At 45.8% G+C, this 19,069-nt stretch carries 3 protein-coding genes; all 3 read right to left on the bottom strand.

Annotated elements, in window-relative coordinates; genetic code table 11:
• Window positions 1-91 precede the first annotated feature (91 nt).
• The 3 genes from DTQ70_RS27010 to DTQ70_RS27000 all read right to left on the bottom strand — a co-directional run bounded on the left by DTQ70_RS27010 (window position 92) and on the right by DTQ70_RS27000 (window position 18,866).
• Window positions 92-6,043 (bottom strand): DUF11 domain-containing protein, encoded by a 5,952-nt coding sequence (locus DTQ70_RS27010; RefSeq protein WP_122933684.1) that lies wholly within the window; start codon window positions 6,041-6,043, stop codon window positions 92-94.
• A gap of 265 nt (window positions 6,044-6,308) precedes the next feature.
• Entirely contained in the window at window positions 6,309-12,473 is a 6,165-nt protein-coding gene (locus DTQ70_RS31245; RefSeq protein ID WP_122933683.1) for an SdrD B-like domain-containing protein, read from the bottom strand.
• Between the two features lie 297 nt (window positions 12,474-12,770).
• The gene (locus DTQ70_RS27000; protein ID WP_122933682.1) at window positions 12,771-18,866 is read right to left on the bottom strand and encodes an SdrD B-like domain-containing protein; all 6,096 of its coding nucleotides are present in this window, start codon (window positions 18,864-18,866) and stop codon (window positions 12,771-12,773) included.
• Window positions 18,867-19,069 lie beyond the last annotated feature (203 nt).

The following is a 19,069-nucleotide window of genomic DNA, read 5'->3' as shown; positions in this document are numbered from 1 at the left end:
TCTTTACTCACAAAAATCGCACCAGATAAAAAAAAGAGAAGGGATGATGCCGTAGCACCACCCCTTCTCTTGGTATTCTTAACTACAAATATTACAGCTTCTTACCCGCCTTCTTGGTTTGTTTAATCGTAAACGGAATACACAAATCAACTGGGCAACAGTTCGTACCAGCTTCGATGATAACTGGACAACAGCCTTCCGCTGGACACGTCTGGTTCGTGGCTGTGAAAGTGTAACTTCCCAAATCGGAGAACAACACCGAGTTACCACTCGCTACTGGCGTTGTACCGCCATTTTTAAACCATTGCACGTTGGTATATTTCGCAGGAATATTTACTTCCACGACTTCCCCTGGGCATAGCTTCACTGGCACCGTAAAACATTCGCGGTCGATATCATCTTCGGTATCATCGTGGTTACACGGCGTCGAATCTACATCCTTCTCGTTGGTCGTACAAATCTCCGCCGTATTGAAATGAACTCCTTCTTGCGTTACTTTGATTTGGTAAGTCAATGTCACTGTGTCGCCATTGGCCGATATACTACCAATGTTCCACTTTATTACATTGCCACTTATCGTCGCACTACCACGACTCGCTACAAAACTTCCACTCACAAACTGCACTGTAGTCGCGATGCTGTCTGTCACCGAGACTCCCGTGGCATTTGTCACGGATTCGTTCCATACTTTTAAAGTATAGGTCAACACATCGCCAATCTGAGCTATTTTCTTGCTAATAGACTTAGACAATGCTAAGTCCACTTCTTTTGTACAGTCTTGCGCATTGATTGTCGCTGGGACGCGGCTTGTACTCACCGCCGTTGGACAGGTCGGATCAGTACTGCGTGCTTGCGCGTAGAACACCGTATTAGACGTCACCGTACCACTTGGCTTGTAACTCAAGCCCGTCGCTAATACTGTTCCGCCCGTTTGTTGGCTAAACCATTCTACCGTTGCCAGTCCTACCACCGTTGCCTTTAAAGTTGGGAAAGTATCCCCGATACAAGCCGTCAAACTTGGCGTCAACAACTGAGGCAAGGCTGGGTTACAGTTACAATTAGGAGCAACAATCATAGTGTCGGCCTTGCAAATTACACTTAGACTATCGGTAATTGTCACTGGTTCCCCTGCTGGAATACCAGTAATAGTGTATGGATTATTACCCGAAAGTATTCCTTTGTTAGTTTTAACAATGCCCATTTTATTATTGACCTGAATCGTCAATGAATAGGTTGAGTAATCGGCAGAACAAGCTGGCGTCCCAACCAAGCTAAACGTTGACTCAACACAAGGCACCGAACAGTTTTTGGTCGCTGTGGTCGAATCTTTGCAACCATTCAACATAACAACCAATTTCACCGTTTGACCCGATGGAACTCCCACGACTGTATTGCCCGTCACCGTTCCTTTATCTGCCGTAACTGTTGCTCCCGACGTAGCCGTAAAAGCGACATCGTATTGCGTCCCTGCTTGGTTACAGGTCGTTGATGTCACACTAATCGTTGGCTTGGGTTTAACCGTCGCAGTTACCATTACTCCGCTACTCTTACACGTGGCGTCGCCGTCTTTTACACATGACACATAATAATTGGTATTTGCTGTCAATACAGGCGTCGTGTAGCTTGCACCCGTTCCTACTTGTGTTCCCAATCCTGCATCGCTGAACCAAATCGTTGTGTAACCGGTGGTACAACCACTCGCGGTCAACGTAGCACTACTACCTGAACATACCGACGCACCTACACCCACTGGCGTTGGGGCTTGGCAGGTTGGAGAACAATTTTTAGTCGCTGTGGTCGAATCTTTGCAACCATTCAACGTAACAACCAATTTCACCGTTTGGCCCGATGGAACTCCCACAACCGTGCTGCCCGTCACTGTTCCTTTATCTGCCGTAACTGTTGCTCCCGACGTAGCCGTAAAAGCTACATCGTACAACGTACCCGCTTGATTGCAGGTCGTTGATGTCACACTAATCGTTGGCTTGGGTTTTACGGTTGCAGTAACTGTCACTCCGCTACTCTTACACGTGGCGTCGCCGTCTTTTACACATGACACATAATAATTGGTATTTGTCGTCAACACAGGCGTCATGTAACTTGCACCCGTTCCTACTTGTGTTCCCAATCCTGCATCGCTGAACCATATCGTTGTGTAACCTGTGGTACAACCACTCGCCGTCAACGTAGCACTACTACCTGAACATACCGACGCACCTACACCCACTGGCGTTGGGGCTTGACAGGTGATGCACGGAGAATAACGAACAACCGAATCGATTTCGCAGCCCGTGCCAAAAATTGGCGTACCATCTGCTAACTCAAGCATTCCCCATACAATAAAATCATCTGCGTCAAACGCTTGTAATATTGCAAAATCAGTACTGCTGATTGTTCCACAAACCCCAGTTTGGTCGCCCGTACCGTTTGCAAATGCAATACCTGGTACGTTAAAATCATTACTATGCTTTAAACTAATCGCCCATTTACGGCCGCCAGTTCCTGATACATCTAAACAAATTTTATGAAGACCACCTTCACAACTTGCTACGATATTGGTAAACTTAAAGCCTGTACAGGGCGCAGGTGAACAACTTGGTACTTGGACAGTTATGTTATCGGTACAACTTGTATTGTCTTTGTCACGAACAACAACGGCCATGCTTGATGCCCCGTTCCAAGTAGCATATCCTACTGTTACGGTTTTGGTTTGACCATATGCACCTGTTTGAATGACTGTTCCGTTATAAACAGCTTCCCACAAATTGCTTGCACCTCCTGTCCCGGTTACTGTTAAACCAAACGTAAATGAATCATCTGTTACCTCAGGCGTATTTTGACCTGCGATACATTTGATAGTTCCTAAAGTTGCATTCAAATCGCAATTGGGTACGCAGGTTTTAGAATCTGACACGGTCGAGTCACATCCATTTAGAGAAGCAGTAATGCTAAATGTCTGTCCACTTGGGATACCCGTTACTTGATTTCCCGATATCGTTCCTACGCTTGCGGTTACCGTTGCACCCGCCGTTGCCGTGAATGTTGCAGTTACCGTTGTGCCATTACATGTAGTGCTCGTTATCGAAAGTGCTGGTTTTGTTTTGACCGTTGCAGTCACAGTTACACCGCTACTTTTACAAGTTGCGTCCCCAGTTTTTACACAAGACAAATAATAGTTTTTGGTAGCAGTCAAGACAGGTGTTGTAAAACTGTTACCCGTTCCTTCTTGAGTATTCAAGCCCGAATCGCTAAACCAAGTAGCCGTGTAACCCGTAGTACAACCACTGGCCGTTAAAGTGGCGGTATTGTCTGGACAAACAGAAGCGCCCGTTCCCGTTGGCGTTGGGGCGGTACACGGAATTTGACATGTTGGAGAACTTACTGTCACCTCTTTTGTACAACCATTTAAGGTTGCCGTAATTGTCACGTCCGTTCCCGCTGGAATGTTACTCACTGTGGTGCCATTCACCGTTCCTGCATCAGCCGTTATGCTTCCGTTGGTTGTAACCGTTACACTGTAAGTCAATCCATTTTGAGCACAGCTTGGCGTACCTGCTGTCAACGTTGGCAAAGGCTTCACGGTGGCCTTCACCAAAACGCCTGTGCTTTTACAAGTAGCATCTGCGTCTTTCACGCAGGATACGTAATAGTCTGTCGTAGCAGTCAAGACGGGTGTTGTAAAACTGTTACCCGTTCCTTCTTGAGTATTCAAGCCCGAATCGCTAAACCAAGTAGCCGTGTAACCCGTAGTACAACCACTGGCCGTTAAAGTGGCGGTATTGTCTGGACAAACAGAAGCGCCCGTTCCCGTTGGCGTTGGGGCGGTACACGGAATTTGACATGTTGGAGAACTTACTGTCACCTCTTTTGTACAACCATTTAAGGTTGCCGTAATTGTCACATCAGTTCCCGCTGGAATATTGCTTACCGTTGTGCCATTCACCGTTCCTGCATCAGCCGTTATGCTTCCGTTGGTTGTAACCGTTACACTGTAAGTCAATCCATTTTGAGCACAGGTTGGCGTACCTGCTGTCAATGTTGGCAAAGGCTTCACGGTGGCCTTCACCAAAACACCTGTGCTCATACAAGTAGCATCTGCGTCTTTCACACAGGATACGTAATAATCTGTCGTAGCAGTCAAGACGGGTGTTGTAAAACTGTTACCTGTTCCTTCTTGAGTATTCAATCCTGAATCGCTAAACCAAGTAGCCGTGTAACCCGTAGTACAACCGCTAGCCGTCAATGTGGCGGTATTGTCTGGACAAACCGAAGCGCCTGTTCCCGTTGGCGTTGGGGCAGTACATGGTATTTGACATGTCGGAGAACTTACTGTCACCTCTTTTGTACAACCATTTAAGGTTGCCGTAATTGTCACGTCCGTTCCCGCTGGAATATTACTTACCGTTGTGCCACTCACCGTTCCTGCATCAGCCGTTATGCTTCCGTTGCTGGTTACTGTTACGCTATACGTCAATCCATTTTGAGCACAGGTTGGCGTACCTGCTGTCAGTGTTGGTAAAGGCTTCACGGTGGCCTTCACCAAGACGCCTGTGCTCATACATGAAGCATCTGCGTCTTTCACGCAGGATACGTAATAGTCTGTCGTAGCAGTCAAGACGGGTGTTGTAAAACTGTTACCTGTTCCTTCTTGAGTATTCAAGCCCGAATCGCTAAACCAAGTAGCCGTGTAACCTGTGGTACAACCACTGGCCGTTAAGGTGGCGGTATTGTCTGGACAAACCGAAGCGCCTATTCCCGTTGGCGTTGGGGCGGTACATGGTATTTGACATGTCGGAGAACTTACTGTCACCTCTTTTGTACAACCATTTAAGGTTGCCGTAATTGTCACGTCCGTTCCCGCTGGAATGTTACTCACTGTGGTGCCACTCACCGTTCCTGCATCCGCACTTATCGTTCCGTTGCTGGTTACTGTTACGCTATACGTCAATCCATTTTGAGCACAGGTTGGCGTGCCTGCTGTCAACGTTGGCAAAGGCTTCACGGTGGCCTTCACCAAAACGCCTGTGCTTTTACAAGTAGCATCGCCGTCTTTTACACAGGATACGTAATAATTGGTAGTTGTTGTCAAGGCAGGCGTTTCATAACTGTCGCCCGTTCCAAGCTGACTGGTCAAAGTTGAATTACTAAACCAAGTTGCTGTATATCCACTGGTACAACCTGAAGCCATCAAAATCGCCGTTTCTCCACTACAAATATTGGCATCTGTTCCCGTTGGCGTTGGGGCAGTACAAGCAGGGCAATCAGGTATCATTACAAAATAATCACCTAAACAATCGGTGATACCTTCCAACATGAACCAAAGCACAAATCCATTTTGACCTGGATATTTTACCGTATTTACGTTATAAGGCCCCCAGTTAACTACTTGCCCGTTAGAAATCCCTCCTTCAATATGCTCTTTCCCGTTTCCATTCGCATCTAATTTTCTATCTAATTCGGCAGCGTAGCCAGCAGGTATTCCTGTCACCGAAAATGTTCCAGAAACCTCATCATCGCTTTCATCAGCAGTTCCTTTACAATCTCGTTGGACAGTTACAGTTACATACGAAGGATTCAAATTGAGGGGATCCCAAGTACACCCTGCCCCTGGTGAACAAGCCTGAGGAGGAGTAATGGTTGTAGTCGTAGAACAATTCCCACTTCCTGCGGTAATGGTTACGTTTAATACCCCTCCAGAAATGTTGTATTGGTTAGTAAAGTCTTTGGCTTCCCCAATGTTTTGACCACCTACGTTTGTCCCATTGATAGAAACCGTCACATACCCTCCAGTTTCGGCAGTTGAGGAGGTAGAGTTGACTGTCAACGTAAAGCTAAACTTGTCGTCGGCAGTCGTTGTCGTTGTCATGTTGTTACAGGTAATGTTGGTTACCTCAGCAGTAAGGGTACACTGAGCATAGGTAGTTGTTGCAGTAAGGAAGCCCACCAGCAACAGCAAGCCTAGCATATTCAGGTAAAAATTTGTCAGCTTCGTTTTTCGGTCGGGCTGATTCTTGGTTTGGAGTAAGAAGGATAAATGGTTCATACTTTTTTCAATTTAAAGCACGGTAAAGTTCACTAAACAGCATATAAACGCCTTATCAAATAGCATACCAATCTATTCGATAAGTATATATATTGCCATTTAAGCCCAAAATATCTTCTATTTTGTCACATACTACAAGTTCTAAAAGGCATATATAGCCAAAAATAAAAAAGCATTTGTCCCCACAAAAATCGCACCAGATAAAAAAAGAGAAGGGATGATGCCGTAGCACCACCCCTTCTCTTGGTATTCTTAACTACAAATATTACAGCTTCTTACCCGCCTTCTTGGTCTGCTTGATTGTGAACGGAATACACAAATCAACTGGACAGCAGTTTTCACCTGGTACGATGATGATTGGGCAACAACCTTCGGCTGGACATGTATTGTTGGTGGCAGTGAAGGTATAGCTACCTACATCTTTTAACAATACTGCATTGCCCGTGGCTACTGGCGTTGTACCTCCATCTTTAAACCACTGTACGTTGGTGTATTTGGCTGGAACACTTACTTCGATTTGCTCGGTTGGACAGAGCTTAATCGGTACTGTAAAACATTGACGGTCGATGTCATCTTCCTCTTCGTTGTTGTTACAAGGCGTTGAATCGACGTCACCTTCATTGGCAGCGCAAATTTGAGCGGTATTGTAGTGAATACCTTCTTGAATTGCCTTGATGCGATACGTCAATGTAACTGTGTCTCCGTTGGCGGCAATGTTTCCAATATTCCACGTAATCACGCTTCCAGTAATGCTTGCCGTGCCACGACTCGATACAAAACTTCCTGCAATAAACTGAACTGAAGTTGCTATTGAATCAGTCACCGATACACCTGAGGCGTTGTTAGCGGACTCGTTCCATACTTTGATGGTATAAGTAAGCGTATCGCCGATTTGTACCACTTTTTTGTTAATCAACTTCTTCAACGCCAAGTCAATTTCACAATCTTGGGCATTGATTGTTGCTGGTACGCGGCTTGTACTCACCGCCGTCGGACAAGTTGGGTCGGTACTACGAGCCTGAGCATAGAATACGGTATTTGCCGTCACTACGCCACTTGGCTTGTAGTTTAAGCCCGTTGCTAACACTGTTCCGCCTGTTTGTTGACTAAACCACTCTACCGTTGCCAAACCTACGACGGTTGCTTTCAAGGTAGGGAATGTATCACCTTTACACACCGTCAAGCTTGGTGCCAACAAGATTGGCACAGGTGGATTACAGTTACAGTTAGGCCCTGTGATAATCGTATCTTGGACGCAAATGGCACTCAAGGTATCCACAATCCGCACGCTCGCTCCCGACGGAATGCCTGTTACAGTATATGGATTATTTCCACTCAATACGCCTTTATCAACTTTAATTGTACCATTTTTACCCGTCACACTAAAGGTTAAACTATACGTCTGAACATCCGCCGAACACACAGGCGCTCCCGTCAAGGTAAAGCTCGTTGTGATACATGGTACGACCAAACCTGCATCAATCGTTGGGTTATCTTTTTGTAAACCCGTACCTGTCGCCACAATTTCTACCACTTGGCTCAATCCCGTAGTGGGACTAAAATCGCTGTCTTTAGTATCATCGCCTTGGTTTTGTTTACTGCTAATGATGCAACTGTCTGGCAAGCTCGTTACCACAATTTTTACTTGGTAGCTACCGCTCGACAAATCAGAGAACAAGTACAAGCCCTGCGCATTTGTTGTGTCTGTCGCCAAAACTGCGCTCGTGGTTGCGTTCAATAGCTGAACAATAACACCTGCTACTGGTGGTTCACCAGCATCTTGGACACCATTGTCGTTCAAGTCCTTCCAAACATAATCTCCGATTGAACCTTTAGGCGAGAACAAAGCACCGTCCACCGTTGGGTTGTCTTTGGCAATACCCGTTCCAAAAGCATCGATTATCACCTCTTGGCTCAAACCTGTAGTTGGGTCAAAATCACTATCTTTGGTATCATCCCCGCCTAGGTCTTTTTTGCTACTAATTACACAGCCTGCTGGCAAACTACTTACCACAATTTTCACTTGGTAAGTACCACTGAGCAAGTTGGGGAACAAATACAAGCCATTCGCATCCGTCGTGTCAGTTGCTACAACGGTTGTCCCTTTCAACAACTGAACGATTACACCCGCCACTGCTGGCTCGCCTGAATCTTGGACACCGTTGTCATTTTGGTCTTTCCAAACATAATCACCAATCGAACCCTTAGGCGTAAATAAGCCTGCGTCAATCGTCGGGTTGTCTTTTTGTAAGCCCGTGCCCAACGTATTGATTTCTACGGCTGGGCTTTCACCTGTTGTCGGACTAAAATCGCTGTCTTTGGTATCATCACCACCTTGGTTTTGTTTACTACTAATCGTACAGCTATCAGGGAGGCTAGTAATCACAATTTTTACTTTGTAGCTACCTGTCTCTAATCCATTGAAACCGTACAATCCACTCGCATCCGTTGTATCAGTCGTTAGTACCGCGCTTGTCGTCGCGTTCAGTAATTGTACAATGACTCCTTTCACGCCTGGCTCACCCGAATCTTGGATACCATTGTCGTTCAAATCTTTCCAAACATAGTCCCCAATCGAACCTTTCTGGCAGTTTTTCACCTCAACTGCTACCGTATCGGCACAGTTTGTTTGTGGATTTCTGAGAATAAACTGATAAGTACCAAGGCTAGTCAAACCTGTTACAACGCCTGTTTGTGCGTCAATCGTCGCTACACTTGGGGTATTTCCCAATTGGGTCCAAGTCTCGCCAGAGGCTGCATCGGGAAGATTAATGGTGCCTACTGTATTACATATTGCATTCGTTCCTGTGCTGTCCGCCCCTGCGGTTGGTTTCTTGTTCACTACTAAGCGAACAAAAGCGGTATCGACACATGACGTTTGGGTATTGGTCACAATTACTGCATAGTACTTTGTTCCTACGGTTGTAATTGCACTTCCAGATGGGGTATAGCTCGCATTGGTCGCGCCCGAAATAGCCGTTCCTAAGCTACCCGTCGTATCACTCAAAGCGCCGTACCAGCGGTAACTTACGCCTGTGCTTGGCGTTGCGGTGAAGGCCGCAGGTAAATCACCCACGCAAATCGTTTGCTGTTTGGCCGTTGCATTGGCTACAGGACGAACGTTAATTGTCAACGACACAAACGCCGTATCCGAACATATCGGGGCAACTCCCGTTGCTATCACAGCATAGTATCTTCTTCCTGTAAAACCTCCTGCTGGCGTAAACGAAGCATTGGTTTGTCCACTAATCGCTGTTCCTAACGTACCTGTCGTATCTGTCAATGGGCCATACCAACGGTAAGTTATTCCTGCACTTGGAAGTGTGACCGCGGTATAAGCAGTGATGGTATTTCCTTGACAAATCACTTGGTTTTTGGGGGTTGCTGTTACTACTGGTGGTACACAGCTACAATCTTTAAAAGGCAAGATAATCGTTGTGTCTTTGAAACAGCACAAGCCATTATACAAACGAACGTAGAATGTATCACCTGCGGCAGTTGCAGGATTAGCTAAGTTGTTCAACGTAATGGTTGTACCCGTCAAAGCCGTTGCTGATGCATAGGCAGCTCCCGTAAATTTACCCCCCGAGTTTTTCGAGAACGCATATTTGTCGGCACATTTTACGTCAGTCAACTCAATTTTTGCATCGCTATTGGCCGTGATTCCCGTACACGTTGCTTGGGTGACTGCCGCCTTGTAGTTATAAGGCTCTACGCAATAAAAACCTGCATCAAATGTGTGATCAGTCGTAGCTGCCACTCCTGTAGTAAGGGTAATTACAGGAAAACTTCCTCCTTCTCCAGCGACGTTGGCTTTAGCAGCATCGCTGTCGTTATGATCATTGCCAGTGCCCGTTGTTACGTCTTTGGCAGTAAGTAAAAACTTGCCAAGGCCTGCTACTTTCAAGGTGTCATTGCTACTCGTGATTTGTCCCGATGTACCAAAGACTAAACGATAGGCCGTGTTAGGCAATACAATCGTGTCTGCTCCCGTTGCCGACCAAGTACCTGTTGTGAGTTTTGATTTACGGCTAAAATAATACTCGCCGTTGGCATCGGTTTTGGTAGTGGCAATTTTTGTCGTGCCTTTGTAGAGGGTCACGTTTACATCTTTCAAGCCTTTTTCACAGGCATCTTGAATACCGTCTTTATTGGTATCTAACCAAACACGGTTACCTATTTCAATGATGTCAAGGTTATCGCAACTGAGCTCAATATCTCCCAAACCTGTTGCTTTGGCAAACGTACCAGGTACTTGGAAGTTCCCAGGGAGACGTGTCACATAGACCGCATAAGAGCCTGTCACTAACCCCGTGGTATTGTTCATATAACGAACTCCCCCTGCGTAGGGTTGCTGATCTACGGGATCAATGGTCGTTACAACCACCTCACCAGAACCAGGCTTGAGTGCCAACGCTCCCATGATTTGCTCGGCGTGCCAAATTCGGTTTGGATTACCATCTTGAATCCAGTTATCATTATAAAACTCTCCGAAACCTGGGCCTTGTGAGTTATTCGCTCCGTACCCAACATTGGGGCCAGCCTTGGCATTGTTTTCTAATACAAATGTACCATTCGCATAAAAAGCCCTTAAAATGTCTCCTGCTTGTGAGTTAGTTTCGTACAAAGTCGTGCTAGTATTGTCTGGGCGATAGTTGGCATCACCTCCTTGAAGCCCCGTACGGTCTCCAAAAGCCAATACCATTGATCCGTCCACGTCAAACTCAATATCAGTAAACATTGGCACTGGGTGGCGCAGAATCGTCCCCTCAAGCAAATCACTAAAGGTATCTGTCCAAGGAAACCAACCTGTAATACTTGTATTGGCTGCTGCTGGATAACCTTTAGGGTATGTTAATGGAAAATCGAAGATTTGGGTAAACGTGGTTCCATCCAATTCATAAACTGAAGCCCTAAGGTTTGTTTTTGTAGAGGTAGAGGCATCACAAACACCACCCACATATACTTTTCCATTATACGCTTTTACTGCCCAAGGGCGATACTCTCCTCCCGTACAGGTAACAGGCACCGTAAATGGAGTCACATTAGAAGCGGTCGGCAGGGTTGTACCATCTTGATTATACTGAGTAATATCAATCGAATACAGTTTTTTATCATTCAAGTTGGTCAACCACAATTTATTACCATCGTCTGATATATCCATGTCTCCAATCCCTACTTTGCCGATGGCAGCAAACGCTTGGGTGTCGCGGCTAGGCTGGGTTTTGTCTGCTTGTAAACCACGAGTAGCGTTATTGGCGATTGAACCAACAGGAATGCCAATGGTCGATACATTAATGAAGTTACTTACGGTTGGCGAAGCTGAATTTGTGTAATTCACCACGTACAAACCTCCCAAACCTAAAGGCCCCAGTCCTGCGTGGCGTTTTAGAACCGCACTCAAAAACAGTTTTTTATTGTATTTATTATAAGCCAATCCCCAAACTGTTCCAATGTTACTCGCCTTGGTAATCATTTGTTCGCCCTGAAAAGTAGAAGAAGAAACGCCGTACGGAACACTTACCAAAGCGTCGGCATTGGCAGACAAGTTAGCCGCCGAAGCTCCTGTTGTTTGGAGCGGGTCTCCATACGTAAAACAAGGTACAAAAACCCGAAGGTTGTTATCTGAGCAAAATTCAATAGGATTAACAAGCCCTAAGTGGACATTACACGATGGCGCATTAACAAACTGCACGGATGTGCGTGAGTTGGTTCCGTTTACCCCTAATTTATAAATAGAGGGAACATTGCTAAATTCAACCCGAACTGGATACTTATTGGCAGGAACGGGCAATGAGTAAAAGCCGTATCCATCAGTAGTAGTGTTATAGACCGTACCGTCGCAAGCAATGGCTTTCACCCCTACTCCTGGCACGCCAGCGGTTTCTCCCGCTTCCTTGATTCCGTTGTCATTAAAGTCTTTGAAAATCATCCCTCCAACATTATTTCCACTACAAGCGGCCGTAGGACAGGCCGCTGGAGCGTTAAATGTCGTTGATGTTGTACAAGTTGCACTAAATCTAGCCGTGATGGTGTTGTTTGTACTACCATTGGCATCTACCTCAAAAGCCACTACCTGAGGACTCACAATTGTTTGTGTACCTGACAGCGGCGCACTGTTGTTTGCTTGTGGGTAACTTACTGTGATATTCCCTGGAGTAATCGTCCTCGTCTGAGAACCTGTTGTGACGGTAATCACGCCACCTGAAGGAGCATTGGTCCAGCCAACTTCCACACTGACGGTGGCTTTGCTTTGATTGCCTACCAAGTAACAACCCGATACCGTTACTTTTCTGATAGTGACAGAACACTGGGCTTGGGTTTCGTGGGAACTCCACAGGAATATACCTATGATAGCCATCAACTGTAGCCAAAAACTAAACAGCCGATTAGCATACTCCCCTCGATGAATTCGGAGTAAAGATTTCATATAGTTTTACGACAAATAGGGTAAGTGAAAAATCATTCCATTATCTATTCATTTCTCGCAAAACACATACCAATATCCATTTTTATTAAAAATTCAGTATATACTGATGCATTAATTATTTACATTAAAAAAATATTAATATCCATTCTTTAAAATATTATATCTATAAACAACGAAACGTATTCCACAACAATCACGCCAACATTTACAAAAAGGACATTAAAAAAGGGATAAAGACTAAGCTTTATCCCCTCTTATTATCACTTCAAGGATACCAAAAGCAATTTAATATCCCATTTATTTTCTTTTCTTCTTGATCGTAAACGGAACACAAATATCCACAGGGCAACAATTCGTCCCCGCTTCAATAATGACTGGACAGCAACCGTTGGCTGGACACGTCTGGTTCGTAGCCGTGAAAGTGTAGGTTCCTACCTCCGAGAACAGCACCACATTTCCCGTCGCAACTGCCGTTGTACCACCGTTTTTGAACCATTGTACATTCGTCAATGTCGCAGGAACACTCACTTCCAACTTTTGGTTGGGGCACAAGTCAAAAGGCACTGTGAAGCATTGTTGATCAATGTCATCTTCACCACCTTTACCGTTGCCTGGTGTGCTGTCTTTGTCTTTCTCGTTGGTCTTGCTGATTTCAGCCGTGTTTAAGTGAACGCCCACCTGCGTCGCCTTCACTTGGTAGCGCAACGTCACCGTGTCACCGTTAGCGGCAACATTGCCAATGTTCCACTTAATCACATTGCCACTGATTGTCGCACTGCCACGACTTGTTACAAAACTACCGCTCACAAATTGAACCGTCGTTGCGATGCTATCGGTCACTTCTACACCCGTCGCGTTCTTGTTCCATTCATTCCAAACTTTAATCGTGTAAGTCAGCACATCACCCACCCGCGCGATTTTTGTATTAATTGACTTCTTCAAGGCCAAATCAATTGTGTCAATGCAAGTTTGGGCGTTGATTGTCGCTGGTACACGGCTTGTGCTCACTGCCGTTGGACAGGTCGGGTCAGTACTGCGCGCTTGGGCGTAGAAAACCGTATTCGCCGTCACTGTGCCACTTGGTTTGTAATTTAAGCCCGTTGATAATACTGTTCCGCCCGTTTGCTGGCTAAACCACTCTACAGTAACTAATCCTACCACCGTCGCTTTCAAAGTTGGGAAAGTATCACCAATACATGCGGCCATACTTGGAGCTAACAACACTGGAACTGGTGGATTACAGTTACAGTTAGGCCCAACAATCGTCGTATCTGACTTACAAATCGCACTCAAACTGTCCGTAATGATCACACTCGCTCCCGACGGGATACCTGTCACCGTGTAAGGATTGTTACCGCTCAATGTGCCTTTGTTCACTTTTACAATGCCCAATTTGTTAGACACATTAAACGTAATGCTGTACGTTTGTACATCTGCCGAACAAACGGGAGCGTCCGTCAAAGTTACGCTGGATGCGACACAAGGAACAACTAACCCTGCATCAACTGTTGGGTTATCTTTCGTAATGCCTGTACCCGTTGCATTAATTGTCACCGTTTGACTCAAACCTGTCGTTGGGTCAAAGTCAGAGTCTTTCGTATCATCGCCACCCAAATCTTGCTTGCTGCTAATCACACAACCTGCTGGTAAACTCGTCGTCACAATCTTCACTTGATATGTGCCAGAGTTCAAATTCGGGAACAAGTACAAACCTTGCGCATCCGTCGTATCGGTTGCTAAAACTGCGCTGGTTGTTGGGTTCAATAATTGAACAATCACACCCGCTACTGCTGGCTCACCTGAATCTTGAACGCCGTTGTCGTTTTGGTCTTTCCAAACGTAGTCGCCAATCGAACCTTTGGGTTGTACACATACTGGCACAATCACTTTCACTGTATCCTGACAATCATTCAACGTATAGATAAAATCAAACGATTTGCCTTGTGCTGTAGCATTGGTGATACTTACCAATCCTGAACTGCTTATGGTCGCTCCCGTTGGATTGCCCGTCAAAGCTGACCATGTGCCCCCCGTTGGTGCCGCTGATAATTGTACGCTTGATGGCACACTACCATTGGCACATACCAATGTTGTATCATTTCCTGCATTTGGTTTGGCATTCACCGTCACTACAACATTCGCCGTGTCCTTGCAACCTGCGGCGTTTTGTGCCACCAATACGTAAGTCGTTGTGCCAGTCGGTTTTACTGAATTTGGCGTTGCTACGGCCGTGCCATTTGCTGTTTCTATTGTCCACACTGGACTCAAATAAGTATCATAATTCGTAATCTTTGAGGTCAAATCAACTGACTCACCTGCGCAAATCGTCGCACTTCCATCAGCAATTACTGGCTTAGCTAGTACAATCACTTGCGCGGTGTCCGTACACGTTTGACCACCTGAGGTGATTGAAAACACAAATTTATAAGTGCCTGCTGCATTTAAGCCACTGATATTGCCATTAGCATCTATCGTCGCCGCACTTGGGTTAGCGGGGCTAGCAATTGGTGCCCATGTGCCACCTGTCGTTACTGCTGTCAATTTCGACGTACTTGTCGGTTGACATACCGAAGCTGCGTCAGCACCTGCATCGGGCTTCACGCAAACTGGGCACGGTGCTACCGTCACCGCAATCGTGTCTTTGCAACCTGCTACCGAAGTATAAATGAACTGATATGTGCCTGCCACACTCATACCCGTCACGTCGTTACCAGAAATCGTCGCTGTCGTTGGCGTTGTACCTAGTTGTGACCAACTTCCACCCGATGGGTTTGGCACTAAAGTATAACTTGTTGACAAGGTATTTGTCGCAGCATTCACACAAGCCAAGGTCGTGTCTTTGCCTGCATTTGGTTTGATATTCACCGTCACGACCACATTCGCCGTGTCTTTACAACCAGCCGCATTTTGAGCAACCAATACGTATGTCGTTGTTCCCGTTGGTTTTACTGAGGCTGGCGTCGTCACTACTGTGCCATTCGCCGTGCCCACTGTCCATACTGGACTCAAATATGTATCGTAATTCGTAATCTTCGACGTCAAATCCACCGAATCACCTGCGCATATCGTGGCACTTCCATCAGCAATTACTGGCTTGGCGTTCACTACCAATTGTACAAATACCGTATCCGCACAATTCGCATCACCCGTCGTATTTACTACCACTGCGTAATATTTTGTACCTACCGTCGTCAATGCTGCGCCGCTCGGTGTGAAGGTCGCACTTGTCGCACCACTCACGGCTGTGCCTAAGCTGCTCGTTGTGTCTGCTAATGGTCCGTACCATTTGTATTCTACGCCCGTACTTGGCGTAGCCGTGAAGGCTGAAACAATACCACCTACGCAAATCGTTTGTTTTTGAGGAGTGGCTGAGGCTACGGGCAAAACGCAACAAGCCACTGGCGCAATAGTTATCGTCGTGTCTTTGTAACAACATTCGCCGTTATAAAAACGAATCGTGTATGTTGCACCCGCGTTGCTAATGCCTGTCACCAAGTCTTTGGGGAAAGTACTACCAATCGCCGTGGCTGTGGCGTAAGTCGTATCGCCACTCCATGCACCCGTTCCCATTTTTGTCCTATATTTATCATAAGGAGCTATCGCACTGCTCAAACTGATTTTTCCATCGTTTTGGGGAACTGTAACAGCACATTTAGGAGCTGTAACAGCGATTGAACTAGCGCCAATCGAAGGGTTTGTACAATAAAATCCTGCATCAAAAGTATGATTGACACTTCCTGCATTTCCAGTGGTAAGATTTATACAAAAAGCACCGCTGATTACTTCCGCATCGCTGTCGTTTTGGTCGTTGCCGCTGTTGGCCGTGGCATCTTTGAGCGTTACGTCAAATTGACCCAAACCTGCCACTGTTAATTTTCCACCTACTAATTGGCCTTCACCAAAAACCAACTTATAAGCTGTGTTTGGTAGAAGTGTGGTATCAGCACCTGTGCCTTCCCAAGTTCCCGTAGTCAGGTTAGATTTTGTTGAAAAATAATACTCCCCGTTCGTGCCTGTTTTGGTCGTCGCTATTTTGGTAGTGCCTTTGTAGAGCGTCACGTTGATGTCTTTCAGCGCTTTTTCGCAGGGGTCTTGTACCCCGTTTTTGTTGGCGTCATTCCACACGTAGTTACCTAATTCGAGGTACATGGGAAGCTCGCACAAAATCTCCATATCTCCCAATCCCGTTGATTTGCCGAAAGTACCTACTTCATTGTTTGTATTGTACAACACAAATCCCATGGCAGCACCGCTTGGCGCAAGTCCTGTGGTATTACTCCAATAACGAATCCCGCCCGAAAAGTTAGTACCTGTTTGGTTCTGGTCGATTGGATCCATTGCCGTCGTAATTACTTGGCCTGACCCTGGTTTTAACGCCAACGCTCCGAATGCAATTTCTGCGTGCGTCAATCCTCCATTTCCTCCTAAGAAATCGTCATTATAAAATTCTCCAAAACCAGGGCCTTGGTTATTATTCACACCCGAGCCTGAAAGTCCTGGCACTTTTCCATTATTTTCAAGAATAAACGTACCATTCGTAAATGCAGCTCTTAGTACATCACCTCCTGCTAAACCAGTATATACACCCGTTCCTGAAGGACGGTAGTTATTGTATCCCGACTGCAAACCAGTACGATCACCCAAGGCCAACACCATCGACCCGTCAATGTCGAATTCGATGTCGGTAAGCATTGGCTGAGGATATAATACCCGTATAAAAGTACCATTGGTCGTATTGCTATTGACGGTATTAAAGCTGTCCGTCCAAGGATACCAACCTACTCTATCAACCACCGCAGGTGTATTGTTTATCAAAACCGCTCCTTTGGGGTAGGTCAATGGAAAATCAAATACTTGGGTGAAATTGGTTCCGTCAAAAGCATTGACAAAACCCCGTAGGTTTGATTTTGTTGAAGTAGAAGCATCACAAACTGAACCTATATACACTTTCCCTTTATACACTTTGGTAGCAAAAGGGCGTAGTGTACCACCCGTACATCCTGGGTCAGGAATTGCCCAAGAGCCTAGCAAACTTGGGGCAGCCCCGCTAATATCGATTTGGTATAATTTTTTGTCAAATAAATTAATGAAATACAGCGACTTACCATCTTCGGAAATTTCTAAATCACCCATTCCGACTTTGCCTATCAGCTCAAAAGCCAGCGAATCGGCACTTGGTTGAGCAGGGTCTGGATTAAGGCCACGTGAGGCATTGGTCACCCCAAACCAAGGATCACCCGCATTGGTAGCACCAACATTGATATTAAGCGGTGGTTGTGACACATCAACATACTGAGATGCTGTGTTTGCTGCCATATCTGTCACATAAATTCCTCCCAAACCGAGTGGCCCTAAGCCCGCGTGACGTTTCAATGTGGCCGAGGTATATACCTTATGTTTATATCTATCATAAGCTACCCCCCACAATGTACCCACTTCTTCTGCCTTGGCCAAAAGCGCTATTTTTGACATGTCCTTGGGGCCAGTAGTGCCATAATCGAATGCCACCAAAGCATCCATTTGCCCACTCAAACTACCCACATCTGGCTTTCCATACACATAACAAGGAACCACCACTTGGGGAGTCGTTTGGCAATAATCATTGTTATCAAGTATTCCCAAATCAATTGTACAATCGGGGGCTGTTACAAACTGCACAGTTGTGCGGCTGTCTGCCCCTTGCATTGTCCCTTTCCCCGCATAACTCGGTAGATTTACAAACTCTACCCGAATCGGATAGTCTGAAACAGAGACATTTAACACATATTTCCCTGAAGCATCAGTGGTCGTTTGGGCAGCAATTCCCCCTGTACAATCATAAGCGATGACAGTCACTCCTGCTACGCCATTGCTTTCTCCCGCATCTTTTACTCCATCCGCATCATAGTCGTTAAAGACCGTCCCTCCTGCCTGATTTCCACTACAAACCAAGGGTGGACAAGCCGCAGGCAATTGAGCCGTTGAGGTTGCACTACACGAAGCTTGGGTGGTAAATGTGGCCGTAATTGGCAAACTATTTCCAGTTGCATTTACCTCAAAAGCAATCACTTGAGGCGTCACAATGGTCTGGTTTCCCATCACGGTTGTGGCTGGGTATTTTACGGCAAACGTCCCTGGACGAATGTACCGTTTGTCGGTACCAAGTGTCACTTCAATACTATCATTTGCAGGTGCGCCCGACCAGCCGACTTCAATGCTCACAGTAGCCTTACTTTGGCCACTTAACAAATAACAGCCCGAAACGGTTACTTTATTAATGGTAATTGAGCATTGTTGCGCTTGGACGAACTGGAAAGACCCCAGGAGGATGCCAAGAAGAGCGAAGGTTTTTATGCTATATTGCACAAACCACGTTGCATACTCCCGCTGATGGATACGGTGTAAAATTGCCATGAAGCTTTGCCAAGAATAGGGTAAAAGGATACATTTATGATTACGTATCCATTCTTAACAAAACACATACCAAAAGCACTTTTTTTTACCAAAAAAGGTAATTTACTTTGAATAATAGAATACATTCACTAATTAATTATATTCTATTTCTCAAAATATTAACCCAAAAACGTAGTATTATCCCTACCAACAATTACGCCAAA

Source organism: Runella sp. SP2, from assembly GCF_003711225.1.
GTDB lineage: Bacteria > Bacteroidota > Bacteroidia > Cytophagales > Spirosomataceae > Runella.
Note: the sequence above shows the minus strand (reverse complement) of the source record. Positions and strands in the feature narration are given on the sequence as shown.